This is a genomic window from Chthoniobacter flavus Ellin428 (genome assembly GCF_000173075.1).
Taxonomy (GTDB): Bacteria; Verrucomicrobiota; Verrucomicrobiia; order Chthoniobacterales; family Chthoniobacteraceae; genus Chthoniobacter; species Chthoniobacter flavus.
This window is the reverse complement of record NZ_ABVL01000005.1, coordinates 249,519-265,382: the sequence shown is the minus strand read 5'-3', so window position 1 is coordinate 265,382 and position 15,864 is coordinate 249,519. Positions and strand designations below refer to the sequence as shown.

Sequence of the window (15,864 nt, the reverse complement as noted above, 5' to 3'; positions counted from 1 at the left end):
ATCCAACATCGAACATCCAATGGGTTCCGCTGCGGAACGGGTCCTCGATACAAAACGCCGCGCCGCACCGCGCTTGCGTGATTGGATGTTGGGTGTTGGACGTTGGATGTTGGATGTTCGCTTGTGAATCCTCCCTATCGCGGCCGCCTCGCGCCTTCGCCCACCGGGTATCTGCACCTCGGGCATGCGCGCACGTTTTGGATCGCGCAGCAGCGCGCCCAGGCGGCAGGGGGGACGCTCCTCCTGCGGAACGACGATCTCGACCGCACGCGTTGCCGGCCGGAATTCGTCGCGGCGATGGTTGAGGATCTGCGCTGGTTCGGTTTCGATTGGAGCGAGGGTCCAGACATCGGAGGACCCGACGCGTCTTACAATCAAAGCGAACGCCTGCCGCTGTATATCGCGGCCTTCGAGCACTTGCGCACGGCGGGGTTTCTTTACCCCTGCGTCTGTTCGCGACAGGATGTCCTCCGCGCGCTCTCGGCACCGCATCAAGGCGAGGAGGAGCCGCTCTATCCCGGCACCTGCCGGAATGCTTCACCTGATCACCCACGGCCCGGTGTGAATTGGCGCTTCCGTGTTCCGGAAGGCGAGACCATTTCCTTCACCGATGGCGCGATCGGCCCGCACGCCGAAATCGCCGGGCGCGATTTCGGCGACTTTCTCGTCTGGCGCAAGGACGACCTGCCGAGCTATCAACTCGCCTGCACCGCCGATGACGCCGCGATGCGCATCACCGAAGTCGTCCGCGGCGCGGATCTTCTCACCTCCACGTGCCGGCAGCTCCTGCTTTACCGCGCCCTCGCGGAACCGGAGCCAGCCTTCTATCACGCCCCGCTCATGAACGATGAACACGGCGTCCGCCTCGCCAAGCGCCACGACGCCCTCAGCCTGCGCACCCTGCGCGAGCGCGGCGCCAAGCCCGCGGAGCTACGCGCGGCGTGGAATGCCGTGCTGTAGCACCACCCTCAATGCGACGCGTTATCTGCGGCCGCTGCGGCATCCGCCGATTTCGGTGGATGGAAGGCAAAGGCCAGCAGCAGCATGGCAAACAAGCCCGCGTAGCACGGCAGGAGGAAGAGATGCTTGAAATCCGTATGCCCGTTGTTCGCGAAGGTCTCCTGAATGAGATGCGGGCACACCGTATTGGCCACGAGGACGCCGATGCCGAGCACCATGACGTTGAAGAGCCCTTGCGCGCTGGAGCGCACGTCGCGCGGGAAATAGGCGTCCACGAAAATATAAACCGTGGCGAAGAAGAACGCGTAGCAGATGCCGTGGAGAATCTGCACCCCCACGATCAACTCCCAGCTCTGCGGGAAATAGGCATACACCGCGAAACGCACCACGTGACCGAGCGTGCCGATGATCATCGTCGCGCGCCAGCCAAGCTTCTTCAGCGTCATGCCCAGCACCGCCATGGTGAGGATTTCCGCGATCTGGCCGATACTCATCACCGGCATGATCCAGTTCCCGGGAATACCTACGCCGCCGTCCTTTAACGAGGTACCAAGGAACGAGCCCGTCCAGTTGAAGTAGGCGTTGAGCACGACTGAATCGACAAACGTGACGATCCAGAGCACGAGCACGAAGGGCTGCTTGAGCAGGCGCATCGCCTCGAGCCACGCGAGACTTTCTCCGGCGCCTTCCTTCTTCGTTTTCGGCGGCGTGTGCGGGAGCGTGAGGCTGAAGGCCGCCAGGACCAGCGAGATGATTCCCGAGACAATGTACGTCCAGCGGGTCGCGGATTGCAGCGCCGCCCCTTGCAAACCCGAGGCGAAGACCTTGCCAAACCAATCCACAATTCCGTGCGGATTGGCCGCATGCACCGCATTCCAATCCACGAGGATAAACGTGAACGGCCAGGCCACCGCAATCCATCCGATCGTGCCGCCCATGCGAATGAGACCGAACTCGCGCGTCGGATCCTTCACGTTGGCGAAGGCGATCGAGTTCACGATGGAAATCGTCGGCACATAGAGCAGGCAATGGATCAACATGAGGCTGAAGAACGGCCAGAACGTGGTGACGAAACCGCACCCGAGAATCGCCAGGCCGCCGACCAGGCTGCTGAAAGCCAGCACCCTTTCCGCGGCGAAATTGCGATCGGCAAATTCATTGCTGAAAAACAACCCGATGATGGCCGCGACCGGAAAGGCATTCAAAATCAGGCTCTGCTGTAGGGGCGTGAAACCCAGGCTCGGCAGATAGCTGAAGATCAACGGCAGCCAGGCCCCCCAGATGGCCAACTCGAGCACCATCATGAGGAAGAGGCGGAAACGGGGAGAGCGATTCATAGCGGGCAAGGGTGTAAAGGGCGCGTCGCCGGGCGGCAAGCCTTGTCCATGAAAAATAGTCACTTTCGTTAAAAATGACCAACAGCAGAAAAACTCCGTTTTATCAGAAAAATCCCTTCAATCCCGCGCACCATGAGAACAAGCTGAAGGAAGGCCCCATGAAATCCTTCCGCAAAGAACTCTGGTTCGAGCTGCCCAAGCGGCGGCAATTGGTGAACATCACGCCGCAGGTGGAAGCGGCCTTGCAGGAAAGCAGCGTGCGCGAGGGGCTGTGCCTCGTCAACGCCATGCACATTACTTCCTCCGTCTTCATCAACGACGACGAGAGCGGGTTGCACCACGACTTCGAAGTGTGGCTGGAAAAACTCGCGCCGGAAAAGCCGCACAATCAGTACCACCACAACGGCTCTGAGGACAATGCGGACGCGCATCTCAAGCGCACCATCATGGGCCGCGAGGTGGTCGTCGCCATCACTGCCGGCCGGCTCGATCTCGGGCCTTGGGAGCAGATTTTCTACGGCGAGTTTGACGGCAAGCGCCGCAAGCGGGCGCTGATCAAGATCATTGGTGAATGAGGAAGGCGCCAAAGACACCACCGCCAATTTCAACGCGCAAACCTCCGCCCTCGCCGCCCTCGTCGCATCGCTGCGCGCCTCTTCGGCGCCTCACCCCCCCTGCCACCCCTTCCAACTGAGGGGTTTGACGGCGAGCGGCGCTAGCGCGACAGCTTCCGATCATCGAGCACCTCGCCGGCGGGCGGGGCAATCGTGATGCGGAGGCCACCGGATTTATCCAACTCGTCGAAGAGCTGGCCACGCAACTTCCCTCCCTGCTCGCGGAAGGCGGGCACATCGATCAAATTGTGCCGCTCCACCGGATCGGTCTCGAGGTCGTAAAGTCCGTCGCGGTCCCAGAGGCCGTGTGTGTAAACATACTTCCAGCGGTCGGTGCGGATGGCGAAGGTGGTCGGCGTCGCGGGGAAATTCCGTTCCCAGTAGTATTCGTAAAGAATGTGGTCACGCCACGGGACGTCTCGACCCTGCACGAGCGGCCAGAAAGAATAGCCATCCATCTTCGGTGCATCCGCGGGCACGGTCACTCCCGCGGCTTCGAGCAGCGTGGGGGCAATGTCGATATTCTGCACCATCTTCGTCACCACCGTTCCGGGCTTTACGGCGCCCGGCGCCCGCAACAGCATGGGCACACGCATGCTCGTTTCGAAAGCATCGCGCTTGTCGTAGAAGCCGTGCTCGCCGAGCTCGAAGCCATTGTCGGCCATGTAAACGACGATGGTCGAATCCCGCAGGCCGGTGTTATCGAGATACTTCAGCAGCCGGCCGATGTTTTCATCCATCGAAAACACGGTCTCGCTGTAGCGGTGATAGAGATCCTCGAATGACGGGACAGGATCGTGATCGAAGCGGCCCGTTTCCATGTGGTCCACCCCGTGAATGCCAAACCGCCGTTCGCGCACCCAGCGCGGTTGCGTGAGGTAATTTTCCTCGGTATTCGCCATGGTTTCCGGATAAGGAATCGGCGCTTTCTCGTAGCGCCCCTTGTTCCGCGGCGCGGGTTCAAAAGGATAATGCGGCGCCTTGTAGCAAAGCTCGCAAAAGAACGGCTTGTCCCCGCGATGCTTCAGCCAATCCAGCGCCAGATCGGTGAGCACGTCCGAACTGTAGCCGTCGATCTTCTTGTGCTCGCCATTGATGTTGTAGGTGTCGTCGAAGTAGTGGCCCTGCCCGCGGAAGCCTGCCCAGTAATCGAAGCCTTTGCGGGGATTGTCGCTATCCTCGCCCATGTGCCATTTTCCGAGGAACGCGGTCTCATACCCGGCGGCGCGAAGATACTCCGGAAAATAGCGAATGGCCGCCGGCTCGGGTCGCTGATTATCCACGACGCCATGATGGTGCATGTATTGCCCGGTAAGAATCGAGGCGCGGCTTGGCGAGCAGAGCGACGTACTGCAAAAGGCGTTGCGCAAATGCGCGCCTTCCTTCGCGAGACGATCGAGGTTCGGTGTCTCGAGAAACTTCGGCGCCTCAGGCATGAAGCTCATGAAATCCCAGCGATGGTCGTCGCTCAGGATGAAGAGGATGTTCCGCGGCTTGTCCGCGGCAAAAGTGGCAAGGCCGGCGGACAACCAAAAGCCGGCGACCACAAGGAAACGAGACATGGCGATCATGACGGAAGGAATGATTGGGGAAGGTGTCGGGGGAAGCAGGAACACGACGTAGGTGAGGCGAGCCGCATGCACGTCACGCCATCTTCTATAAACGGAGCCAAAAAGCAGTAAAGCGAAACAGTGCTTAACTACAAATCATTAAACTAATTCGATTATTTTCACTTGCGTCCCTCTGATCTCCCGCTCCTTCTCAGGGTGACCGACGGCTTGTCATTGCGTTCGGTTCAGATCCACTCGACGCTTCCAGAAATGCGACTCCATCGCCTCCCCCTCTGTAGAATACCCTCCGAGTTACTTCGGGGGAGAGCCAGTGAGCAAGGCCCGCACCGCTATCTGAAATCGGCATTGGCCTTTCTTGCCGCACTCTTGTCGGTCGCTTCGATCGCATTTTCCGCCGATGACCAACCGGCTATCGCCGCAGGTCAGATCGATACCGGAGTGGGCAGCGTGGACATCACCCCCACCGAACCGGTCACCCTTGCGGGGTCACCTTCACCAAAAAGGGCAGCCGAAGTGAAAACGCGGCTTTTTGTTCGGGCGCTGGTTTTGTCCGGGAGCGGCAAGAGAGTGGCGATTGTTACGCTCGACACGCTGAAATACCCGGTCGAGTTGGCGGTGCGTGCGCGGGCGAAGATCGAACAGGACACCGGCATCCCGGCCAGCAATGTCATCATCTGCGCCTCGCACACGCACTTCGGTCCGTTGTGGAGTTACTATGAAGATCAACTGGTGACCCGATCGCCGAGGCCGTGGCGCGGGCGGCGCGAGATGTGGCACCGTGCACGGTTGGAACCGCGAAAGGCAAAGCGGAAGGGATCAGCGAATGCCGGCGTGTGATCAAAGACGGGCACGCGTGGAACCGCTGGCAATTGGAAAACCCGGCGGAAGCCGCGCAGTATCCGGCGGAAGGCCCGGCAGATCCCGAGTTCGACGTGCTCGCGCTCCGAAATGGGGACGGGAAACTGAAGGCCGTTGTCTATAATTTTGCCTGCCACGCAGCCAACACGCGCGCGCCGGTGATCTCGGCGGACTATCCGGGCGAAGTGGAGAAATGCGTGCAAAAGCAATTAGGTTACGAGGTCCCGACGCTGTTCCTCACCGGTGCGTGCGGCGATATCAATCCGGTCTACACCGTGAAGCGTGACCTGTTTGCCGAACGGCTTGGGGGCGAACTTGTGCGCTGCGTCGGACAACTCGAACCCATCACCCAGCCTTCGCTCTCCGTCGAATGCCGTGAGTTTCAAATGCCGGGCCGCGAGCATCCGGAATTCAAGGAGGCCGAAGTGGCCCGCAACTGGCCGGGACAACTCGAGCATTATCGCCAGGCTTACGAAACCATGAAGCAGCGGGAGAAGCCGTCTTATGATTACTTCATGACCGGCATCCGCATCGGCAATGACTTCGCCATCGTCACCAATGCCGACGAACTCTTCTGCAGCATCGGCATGAGCATCAAGAGCCACTCGCCTTTCCAGCATACGATGGTCGCCGAGCAAACCAACGGCGCGCACGGGTATGTGCCCACGGCGAAGGCATTCGAGGGCGGCAGCTACGAGACCTGGTTCGGTGAGCATTCGTATCTCAGCACCCAGGCCGGTGAGATCATCGAACGCGAATCGCTCGAGATTCTGAAAGGGCTGAAACATGCGCCCTAGCCGACACTGAGCGAATCAGCGCGCCCCTTCCGCTCGGCGCGCCGCGGCGGACGCAAAGGCCTGCAGTTGCTCCGCGCCCATGGCACCAGCGGTTCGATCGACTTCTTTTCCATTGAAGAACACGACAAAGAGAGGGATCGAGCGCACACCCAGCCGCCCGGCAATGTCGGGATTGGCTTCCGTGTTCACCTTGGCGACGAGCATGGTGCCCGCAACGAGAGCCGCCAATCTGGCGACCTCCGGAGCGACCATCTGACAGGGGCCACACCAGGGCGCCCAGAAATCGACAAGGACGGGCAGCGATGCCCCAGCGATGAGCGCCGAAAATATCGCCAGGGATTCGATTTCCACCGGCAGGGCGGGATGGGCAAGGGGAGCTTTGCAGCTCCCGCATTGCCCGCTCTGATGCAGCCGCGAGAAAGGGATGCGATTGGCACGGTGGCAGCGCGGGCATTGGGTTACCACTCCGCGATCGTCCGCGAGGAGATGAGGTGAAGGATTCATGGCGCTATTTTCGAAGGAGTCCGGCAACTTGATGCGGCGTGCTTCATTGTTCCATATCGCTGTCGAACGATATATTAACCGCAGCGTCGCAAGCGAAACATTCACTATCTGATCGCCCATGCCCTACCAGATCAACTTTGGAAATATCTCGGTCGCTAAATCCGTCCCGACCCCCGTCAAGACCCGCTCGTTCCGCATTGCCGTGCTCGGCGATTTTTCCGGGCGGGCCAACCGCGGTGAATTGGAAACCGGCGAAGCTCTCGCCGCTCGCAAGCCGATCAAAATCGATTGCGATAACTTCGACGAAGTCATCGAGCGGCTGGGGATCAAGATTGCGCTGCCCTTCGGAGACGCTTCGTTGGAAATCGAGATCGCCAGTCTCGACGATCTGCACCCGGACCGGCTCTACGAGAAACTGCCGATTTTCAGCGAGCTGGCCTCTCTCCGGGCGCGCCTCAAAAGTAATTCCACCTTCGCGAAAGCAGCGAACGAGGTTCAGCAATGGATCGGCGAATTCGGCGCCGGCCTCGAACCGAACCAGGATATCGCTCGCGGTCTTTCCGTGCCGGTGGATGGCAAGCTGAGCGACTTCGCTCAACTCATCGGACGTCCATCCGCTCCGGCCACCTCCGAGGATGCGGTCACGAGTCTGATCAAGAAAATCGTCGCGCCGCAGGTGGTGGCGGCCAAGGATCCGCGGCAGGACGCCATGGTCGCCGCTGTCGACAAGGCGCTGACGGTCATGATGCGGGAGGTGCTGCATCATCCCGATTTCCAGGTGACGGAATCGCTCTGGCGTTCCGTCGATTTCCTGGTGCGCCGATTGGAAACCGACACGCAATTGCAGATCGTGCTGCTCGACATCTCTCGCGGAGGAACTCGTCGCGGACGTCAGCCGGGAAGACGGACTGGAAAGCTCCGGGCTTTATCAATTGCTCGTCGAACAACCCGCCCTGGACGCGAAGCAGGGCGCCTACTCGCTGGTGATCGGAAACTACCTCTTTGATCGCACCCCGCCGCATGCGGAAGTGGTCGGGCGACTGGCCAGAATCGCCGCGCAAGCAAACGCGCCCTTTGTCGCGGCAATGGCGCCGGACTGCATCGATGCAAAAGCCGGCCACGTTCACCCGTTGATCTCGGAAGCATGGAACGCGCTGCGAGCAATGCCGGAAGCCGCCTACGCCGGCCTCACGCTGCCTCGCTTCATGCTCCGGTTTCCCTATGGGAAAAAGACGGAGCCGATCGATTCGTTCGCGTTCGAGGAGTTTGCCCCGCACGTCGGACTCCGGGCGATGCTCTGGGGAAACTCGGCGATCCTGGTGGCACTGTTACTGGGCACGAGCTTCACCAAGGGCGGCGCCAAAATGAATACCCGGTCGGCCCTCAGCGTGGATGACTTGCCCTTCTACTACTACACCGACAAGGACGGCGATCAGATCGCGCTGCCCTGCACCGAGCGCCTCGTCAGCATGCGGACGGCCAGCCTGCTCACGGACATGGGGTTCATGCCGGTGCTGGCGATCAAGGGCAGCCCCGAGGTTCGGTTTGTCGGATTCCACTCGCTCGCCGGCAGGGACCTCGTCGGCTGGTGGACTCCAGCCGCCGCAGCCGCGCCCGCGGAAGAAATGGCACCAGCAGAAGAGGGGTCGGAGGAAATGCCGGCCGATTCCGAAGCTGAGAGAGTTTCCGAGGACACTGCCGTCGAAACTTACGGCGAAGCCCCGGTAGAAGAGACTGCGGAGGCGCCTGCCGCAGAAGAGGCGTCGGCAGAGAGCGGAACGGGCGATCTCGATTCGCTCCTCGCCTCCATGTCCACGCCGGAGCCTCCAGCCCAGGAAGGCGAAACCGCCTCGGACCTCGATAAGATGCTCGGCGATCTCGGCTCCAGCTAAGCCGGAACGATTCAGGCAGTCGCGGAGATAGCCGCCGCCCTTCAGAGAAGACGGATCACGCGAGGATGTCGTACACGACGTGGCCGGAGACATCGGTGAGGCGAAAGTCACGGCCGGCGTAGCGGAAGGTGAGTTTCTCGTGGTTGATGCCGGCGAGGTGCAGGACGGTGGCATGCAGGTCGTGAAAATCGGTCACGTTCTCCACGGCGTGGACGCCGAATTCATCGGTGGCCCCGTAAACGGTGCCGCCTTTCACGCCGCCACCAGCGAGGAAAACGGTGAAGCCCTCGGGGTGATGATCGCGGCCATCCGTGCCGGGCGAATGCGGGGTGCGTCCAAACTCGCCGGCCCAGAGAACCAAAGTGCTCTCGAGCAAGCCGCGTTGCTTGAGATCCATGATGAGGGCGGCCACGGCGCGGTCGGTCTGGCGGGCATTTTTCTCGTGCCCGGCTTTCAAATTGCCGTGCTGATCCCAAGTGCCGTTGGACTGCCCGTAGGGACAATTCACCTGGATAAAGCGCACGCCACTCTCGACGAGCCTGCGGGCGCGCAGACATTGCCGCGCGTAGAGATGGGTATTGGCGTCCTCCGCATCGAGCCCGTAGAGCTCGCGCGTAGCCGGGCTTTCCTTTCGTTCGTCGAGCACGTCGGGCAGGAGCGATTGCATGCGCGCGGCGAGTTCATAATTGCGCACGGCACTCTCCACGGCGTCGTTGCCGCCGAGCCGCGCGGAAAACGCTTCATCCTGACGCCGAAGGAAATCGAGCTTGGTACCCTGCAGCGCGGGGGTGTCCACCGGCACAATATTGTCCATCGGCGCCCCATCGGCCCGAATGATGGTGGCTTGATGACGCGCGGGGAGAAACCCACTGCCAAAAACCTCGAGACCGCCGACGGGCACGTGCCCAAAGCTGAGCACGACATAGCCCGGCAGGTTCTCGTTCTCACTGCCGAGCCCGTAGCTCATCCACGACCCGAGGCTGGGGCGTCCCGCCAGATTGTGCCCGGTGTGCAGAAGCGTTACCCCCGTCGAATGAATGGGCAGGTCGGCCTTCATCGAACGAATGACCGCAATGTCGTCCGCGCACTTCGCGATGTTGGGAAACAATTCGCTGATCCACATTCCGCTTTGGCCGTACTGGCCAAAACTCCACGGGCTCTTGAGCCACTTGCGGCCCTTGTCTACGTTACTCGCTTCACCGGCGTGTTCGGCCAGCGCCGGTTTCGGGTCGAACGTATCCACGTGGGAGACGCCGCCATCCATGAAGAGAAAGATGACGTTCTTTGCTTTCGCGGCAAATTGCGGCGCGACCGGGGCGCCATAGGCACGCTGCTGGATGAGAGCGGAAGAGCCATCCATGCAAACCCGTGGCGCTGGGTTTTCAGCATTTCGCGCGGGGTCAACCCCGGCGATAAGCGACCCGGACAATGCCCGCCACGGGCGGCTGAAGAGGGGGACGGGCGATCGCGGTTCATGGCACGAAGATAAATTCCTTGAGGTTGAACATCATGTGCGCCGCGTCCTTCCAGACGTCGCGGTTTGGCAAAATCTCCGCCTCGTTCACCCCGCGCTCAGCCGCCAGGCTGCGCAACGCCGCGAGACAGCTCTCGCGATCCGCCGCACTGGGAGGACGGCCGAGGGCCTGGCGAAACAAAGCGTCCACCCGATCGGCCACGGTGGGGCTTCCGTCGGCCACCAGACGCGAGGCCCAGAAATCCGCCATCGCGAGGACGAAAGGATCGTTCAAGAGTGCCAGGCTCTGCGCCGGAACATTGGAACTGTCGCGCCGGCCTTGCGCCACCTTTCCTCCCGGCAGATTGAAAGCGCTAAGGAATCGCGGCGCTTCCATGAGCTGGAATTTGAGATAGATGCTCCGCCGGCCCTCGCCGTCGAGCGGGCCGACGAAGAGGCGTTTGTCCGGGTCCGCCTTTTCGCGATACGGCAGAATGCTCGGTCCGTAGAGCTTGGGATCCAGCCGCCCGGATACCGCGAGGATGCTATCGCGAATGACCTCCGCATCCACGCGGCGCGCGTTGAAATGGGAAAGCAGCACGTTTTCCGGATCTCGCTGACGGGCTTCCGCACTCGGCGCGCTAGCGGATTGAAACGCCCGGCTCAGCACCAGCTCGCGAACGAGGTGCTTCGTCGACCAGCCATTGGCGATGAAGCGACGGGCCAACTCGTCGAGCAATTCCGGGTGCGAAGGCAAGTCGCCCAAATGCCCGAAATCGTCCGGTGTGCCCACGATTCCTTTGCCAAAAATCCACTGCCATACCCGATTGACCATCACCCGGGCGGTCAATGGGTTGTCGGGGCTGGCGATGAGTTGGGCGATTTCGGCGCGTCCACTGCCCTGCGCGCCCACCCGAAATCCATCCGGCGTCAGGACCTGCACATAGGCGCGTTCGACAACATCGCCGGGCTTGGTGAAATCACCGCGCTGGAGCACCGGTTGCGGAAACCCCGGTCCTTCATCCGCCATCCCCGGCATCATCCGCGGGGGCACGATCTGGCTTTCCACCCGGCGATAACCGGCGATCAGCTCCGCCAGCTTCGGGCTGGCGTCCGCTTTGTTGGACAGGAGCCCATTCCGCAACAACCAGGCGAGCCAGCAGACGTCGTCATCGGTGGCCCGACCGGCAGCGAACGCCTCCACCACCGCGCCGGCAATGGTCGCGTAGCGCGCGGCCGCTTCCTGCGGAGTCCTAGGCGGCGCGCCGGCGAACAATCGGTCCAGGTACGTCAGTTCACCCTTGGGTGTCTCCGGCCGGTCGCTCAGCACAATCCGGCGAATGCCCCACCAGGTCCGTGGATTCTGCGCATACTGGTCCCAAGGGCCGCGCTGGTTCTCCACGTCTTTGCCGAGCGTTCCGAGCGGATCGGGGAACTTCGGATTGTCCCAAAAGGTGAGCAACTCCGCATACGGATGCAGCTCATCGCTGTTTCGTGGGTAGTCGATCGACAGCCATTTCCAATCGTCATCATGGATCGACCGCTGATGATTGTAGTTGAGCTGGCAATTGTTGAAGACGATCCGCGCCAGGCTGAAACGTCCGCCCATCACCTCGAAACTCACCCGGTTGTTGGTTCGCCGCAGGGTTGGCGAACGAAGCGCGGCATTCAGTTTATCCGAGAGGGCAAAGGAATACACACCCGCCGGCAACACCGCCTTCAGCGCCGCATCGCCCTCGGTGGCAACGGCAAAATCGGCGCCCGTCGGGCCCGGATCGCGCAAAGCCATTCCATCGGTATGCCACCCGGCCGGCACTCCACTGCGAAAATCGGCCAAGGTCTTGAATCGGGTCCGATTGAACTCGGCGCGCTCGGCCGTTTCATGGGCCTGCTCAGCGGCCAACTGGGTCCACGCCGCGTCCACGCCGTTCGCGGCCGCTTGGCCGGCGACGGACCACGCGTGCAAGGGATTGCTGATGTCAGGCTCCTTGTCCTTTGCCGCCGCGGCGAGCGCCTGCAATTTCACCTCATCGAGCGACGCGGCTTCCCGCCGCCAGATCGCGGCCAGCTCGGCACGAATGGCCGGTTTGTCGGCTTTCAACGCGGCCGTCGTGTCGCGGTTGACATCCGGGCCGTCCAGCGTGTGCTGCACCAGGCGCGTGCTCCGGAGCACGGCGAGCAGGGCATGATAATCCTTCGTGGAAATCGCATCCAGCTTGTGGTCGTGACAACGCGCGCAAGCCACCGTGGTGGCCTGGAAAGCCTTGGTCAGCGTGTCGAGTTGATCGTCCGCGATGTCGTAGCCGATGGCGCCAAATACCGCGCAGCTATCATGATTCACCTCGCCGAAGCGGTAGAACGCGGTGCCGATGAGCGATTCGTTGAAATCGCCGGCGCGGTTCCAACGCGGATGTTCCAACAGATCACCGGCAATTTGCTCCCGCACGAATTGATCGTACGGGAGGTCGTCGTTGAAGGCGCGGATCACGTAGTCGCGATAACGCCAGGCGTAAGCCACATCGTAGTTCCATTCGTTGCCATGCGTCTCCGTGAAGCGAACGACATCGAGCCAATGACGGGCGAAGCATTCACCAAAATGCGGCGACGCCAGCAGTCGGTCCACCAGCGCGGCATAGGCGCCGACAGGGTCGGTTTGCGAGGCCGCGGCAAAGGCATCCACTTCCGCCGGCGTAGGCGGAAGGCCGGTGAGCAGGAGTGTAACCCGGCGGACGAGCACGGGCGCATTCGCGCGCGGCGAAGGCGCCACATTTTCCGCCCGCATGCGCGCCCGCAGCAGCCGGTCCACCGGATTGCCAGACCATTCGGGGGCACCGCCCTCCGTGGGACTGGCCGCCCGCAGCGGCTGCAGACTCCACCACTGTTTGCGTTTCGCAAAAATCTCCGCCCAACTCTGCTTCACGGGAAGCGCGGCGGCATTCGTCCGCGGGTCATCGGCGCCGTTCTTGATCCAGTTTTCGAGATCGGCAATCTGGGCGTCCGTCAATTTTCCTCCCGCCTTTTCGGGCGGCATCTGCAAATCCTTGTCGGTATAGCGCACCGCCTTCATGAGCAACGAATCCTCCGGCTTGCCCGGAACGATCGGCGTGCCGGAGTCACCGCCTTTCTCCCATCCCGCCTTGGAATCGAGGACCAGCCCTGCTTTCTGCTTTTTGTCCGCGCTATGGCATTCGTAGCAGTGTTCGGCCAGCAACGGGCGGATTTTGCTTTCAAAGAGAGCACTCCCACTATCCGCCCCGACCACCGGCAGTTCCGCCAGCACCACGACGAGTGGCAGGATCAGGGGCAACTGGAGATGGGGGAAACGCATGGTCGGATCGACGGGTCCAAAACGTAAACCTCCGCAGGGCCACTATCTTGGCAGGTTGCACCGCCCTCCTGCAATATTCGGGTCGCTGCGCAAATCCCCTCTCCCCGCTTTAGGGGATAGCGAGGGGTATTAGGGAAAGCCATGCTTTCTCCGCTTCCCTCCCTCTATGAAAACTCCCCTCGGTCATACGGTGAATCGTCCCTGCCGTCGTCTCTCCGCGGTTCTGGCAATGTTAACTCTGTCGTCTGTCGCCAGTTCCTCGATGCGGGCAGCGGTCCCCAGTGCAGACATCACCTTGCAACCAGTCGTCACGGATAATCTGCCCGTCTTCACGAGCCTGACGGCTTATAACTATACCGATAGCGAAGCGGTATCCACCGTCCTCGGCGGGGCCACCGTCCTCTACGACGCACCACTCTTTTATCCGTTCGATTCCAGCACACCCGGCTGGTGGGACAATCTCGTGGCCGATCTCCTGCAGGCCCGCCTGCCGGTGGTGATGTTTGCCACCCGGGGAACCCAAACGACGAGCCCGACCGACTTGAACGGTGGGCTCAATCCGCGGCAATTGAGCCAAATGACGACCGCGCTGCAGCGGGCCGGGGCGACGAACCTCCTCAAGCTCGCCTGTTTCGTGGATAACCCGTCAATGGAAGGCATCTATACCAGCTTCCATGGGCTGCCGGGTGGAACGGTCATGGACCTGTCGGTGTCGAGCGACTGGAACGACGTCTTTTGGTTGCGCGGGGTAAAGCCGTGGTTCGACACGGTACCCTCGCAGTATTGGTACCGGGTCAATAACCGGCCCGTAATTCAGTGGTGGTCCATCGCCCAAAAGTGGTTTTCCAATCAGCAGGGCAACACGAGCAAGTTACTCCAATTCATCTCGGACTCATTCAATACCGCCTATGGGGTGCGGCCGGTTTTTATCATCGACCAGACTTGGGAATCGCTGGACTCAACCGCACTTACTCAGCCGGACGTCATCGGAGTAAACGATTGGTTCGGTCCTCCGACCAAATCTTACACCTACACCGCCCTGGGTTCATTCATCAGCGGCACCGCGGTGGCTGGTTTCATCAATCCGAGCTATTTCGACTCGACGAGCAGTAACTATCACAACGCTAACATGGTCATTCCACGGAACAAGGTGGACGGGACCGGGGTCAACGGAGATACGTTCACTGCCGGATTGGATGCAGCCGTGGCGGCGAACTCCACCTTCACCGTGCTGGAAGGTTTCAATGACGTGCGCGAGTGGGCGGGGCTGTATCGCAGCGCCGCATCCGCCTGGAGTTCTCCCGGACAATACATCAACCTGATCCGGCGATATAGCGATCTGCGGACGGTCACGCTGCGACTGGAAGCCGAGTCGTGCGATGAATACTTGGACACGACCACCGGCAATTCCAGTGGTGAGGTCGATCAGCGTTCGGGGAACCTCGACATCCGCGCGCTGACCGGTTCCGGTTGGGCGGTGACGAATACGGCGGCCGGAGAATGGGTGCAGTTCGACAAGATCGACTTCAGCCCCGGCAACTATCGTTTCGCGATTCGCTATGCCACGACCACCGCCAACTCGCGCATGCGCCTTTATGTGGATGGCGTGGCCTTGCCGGATGTGCCGCTCCCGGCCACAACCAGCATGAATACGTTCGACACGATCAGCCTCGGGCAAAAGACGATCGGCTGGGGAACGCATACCCTGAAGGTGATGTTCGTCGACGGAGGCGTGGACCTGGACTGGCTCTTCGTGAAGAAGGTCGATCCGATGCTCACCATCAAATCGACGCTCAACGGCTTCTACGTCACCGCCGAGCGCGGCGGCAATAATGTGATCATCGCCAACCGAACCGCGATCGGCGGTTGGGAGCAATTCAGCGCGGACGACACCAACGGCGGGACGCTGTCGGCCAACGACGTGATCAACCTGCAAGCACACGACGGGTTGCTCTTGAGCGCGGAAGGTGGCGGTGGCGGCCAACTCTCCGTCAATCGACGTCGCGCGGGCGGTTGGGAGCAATTCACGGTGGTCAAACTCAACGGCAGCGGTGCGCTCGTGAATGGCGACTCCATCGCCTTGCGCACGGTGAATGGGCAATATCTGACCGTGACCTCCACCGGCCAGGTCAATTGCAGCGGCACATCCATCAGCGCCGCGCAGACGTTCTCGGTGACCTTGGGCACCCAGTAGGTCGAGCGAAGCAGCAGCAGCTTGCCGCTGAGATATAAGAAGAATAGGAAAAATAGGAATAATGGGACTCTGATCCCTCCTATTACCGGAGAGAGGGCGCAAAGAAGATTTCACCGGCGCCGGATTGGGGTTATAGGAGAGTCCCCCTTTGAACATGCTCTCCCCCGAGCGTAGACGATCTTTTTTCCGGTCATCGCCCGTCAGTCGGATCCTGCTGGCGTGTCTCGCCTGGTGCGCTGGATGGGCGCTTCACGCTCAAGTCTCTCCGGCCAATGAAGGTTCGGGGATACCGGTGGCGATCGCGATGCTGGTGGATGGCCGGCCGGTCCCGATCGACACGCAGAGACCAATGGAGA

Annotated in this window: 12 protein-coding genes; 7 read left to right on the top strand and 5 right to left on the bottom strand. The window is 61.3% G+C overall.

All coding sequences use genetic code 11. The annotated features are described in order from the left end of the window. Positions 1 to 123 precede the first annotated feature (123 nt). Entirely contained in the window at positions 124 to 960 is an 837-nt protein-coding gene (gluQRS, locus tag CFE428DRAFT_RS10945) for a tRNA glutamyl-Q(34) synthetase GluQRS (protein WP_006979592.1), read from the top strand. Positions 961 to 968: 8 nt separating this feature from the next. Here gluQRS and CFE428DRAFT_RS10940 read toward each other — a convergent pair whose 3' ends face one another. Next, on the bottom strand, positions 969 to 2,297 hold the full coding sequence (locus tag CFE428DRAFT_RS10940) for an MFS transporter (RefSeq protein ID WP_006979591.1): 1,329 nt from the start codon (positions 2,295 to 2,297) through the stop codon (positions 969 to 971). Between the two features lie 158 nt (positions 2,298 to 2,455). Here CFE428DRAFT_RS10940 and CFE428DRAFT_RS10935 point away from each other — a divergent pair, with 158 nt between their 5' ends. Then, entirely contained in the window at positions 2,456 to 2,872 is a 417-nt protein-coding gene (locus CFE428DRAFT_RS10935; RefSeq protein WP_042724825.1) for a secondary thiamine-phosphate synthase enzyme YjbQ, read from the top strand. Positions 2,873 to 3,012: 140 nt separating this feature from the next. Here CFE428DRAFT_RS10935 and CFE428DRAFT_RS10930 read toward each other — a convergent pair whose 3' ends face one another. After that, positions 3,013 to 4,473, bottom strand: coding sequence for a sulfatase family protein (locus CFE428DRAFT_RS10930; protein WP_042724824.1), 1,461 nt, complete (start codon positions 4,471 to 4,473; stop codon positions 3,013 to 3,015). A gap of 204 nt (positions 4,474 to 4,677) precedes the next feature. Here CFE428DRAFT_RS10930 and CFE428DRAFT_RS10925 point away from each other — a divergent pair, with 204 nt between their 5' ends. Both CFE428DRAFT_RS10925 and CFE428DRAFT_RS10920 read left to right on the top strand, forming a co-directional pair. Beyond that, entirely contained in the window at positions 4,678 to 5,319 is a 642-nt protein-coding gene (locus tag CFE428DRAFT_RS10925; protein WP_157447478.1) for a hypothetical protein, read from the top strand. Further along, a complete protein-coding gene (locus tag CFE428DRAFT_RS10920; protein WP_006979587.1) occupies positions 5,316 to 6,137 on the top strand; it encodes a hypothetical protein in 822 nt (273 codons plus the stop codon). Before CFE428DRAFT_RS10925 ends, CFE428DRAFT_RS10920 begins: the two co-directional genes overlap by 4 nt. Before the next feature lie 15 nt (positions 6,138 to 6,152). Here the strand turns inward: CFE428DRAFT_RS10920 and CFE428DRAFT_RS10915 are convergent, their stop codons facing one another. Further along, positions 6,153 to 6,641 (bottom strand): thioredoxin family protein, encoded by a 489-nt coding sequence (locus CFE428DRAFT_RS10915; protein ID WP_042724823.1) that lies wholly within the window; start codon positions 6,639 to 6,641, stop codon positions 6,153 to 6,155. A 118-nt stretch (positions 6,642 to 6,759) separates the two neighbouring features. Between CFE428DRAFT_RS10915 and CFE428DRAFT_RS40400 the strand changes: the two genes are divergently transcribed. Further along, on the top strand, positions 6,760 to 7,647 hold the full coding sequence (locus CFE428DRAFT_RS40400; RefSeq protein ID WP_006979585.1) for a type VI secretion system contractile sheath small subunit: 888 nt from the start codon (positions 6,760 to 6,762) through the stop codon (positions 7,645 to 7,647). Continuing rightward, positions 7,574 to 8,533 (top strand): type VI secretion system contractile sheath domain-containing protein, encoded by a 960-nt coding sequence (locus CFE428DRAFT_RS40395; RefSeq protein WP_042724768.1) that lies wholly within the window; start codon positions 7,574 to 7,576, stop codon positions 8,531 to 8,533. The genes CFE428DRAFT_RS40400 and CFE428DRAFT_RS40395 overlap by 74 nt, the downstream gene beginning before the upstream one ends. A gap of 55 nt (positions 8,534 to 8,588) precedes the next feature. On the opposite strand, the gene CFE428DRAFT_RS10900 is transcribed toward CFE428DRAFT_RS40395, so the two are convergent. Together CFE428DRAFT_RS10900 and CFE428DRAFT_RS33425 are read right to left on the bottom strand one after the other, a co-directional pair. Beyond that, the gene (locus tag CFE428DRAFT_RS10900; protein ID WP_006979583.1) at positions 8,589 to 9,893 is read right to left on the bottom strand and encodes a DUF1501 domain-containing protein; all 1,305 of its coding nucleotides are present in this window, start codon (positions 9,891 to 9,893) and stop codon (positions 8,589 to 8,591) included. 112 nt (positions 9,894 to 10,005) lie between these two features. Continuing rightward, entirely contained in the window at positions 10,006 to 13,314 is a 3,309-nt protein-coding gene (locus tag CFE428DRAFT_RS33425) for a PSD1 and planctomycete cytochrome C domain-containing protein (RefSeq protein ID WP_006979582.1), read from the bottom strand. 166 nt (positions 13,315 to 13,480) lie between these two features. On the opposite strand from CFE428DRAFT_RS33425, the gene CFE428DRAFT_RS33420 reads away from it, so the two are divergent. Beyond that, complete coding sequence (locus CFE428DRAFT_RS33420; protein WP_083805085.1) at positions 13,481 to 15,508, top strand: DUF5010 domain-containing protein; 2,028 nt, start codon at positions 13,481 to 13,483, stop codon at positions 15,506 to 15,508. The last annotated feature ends 356 nt before the right edge of the window (positions 15,509 to 15,864 follow it).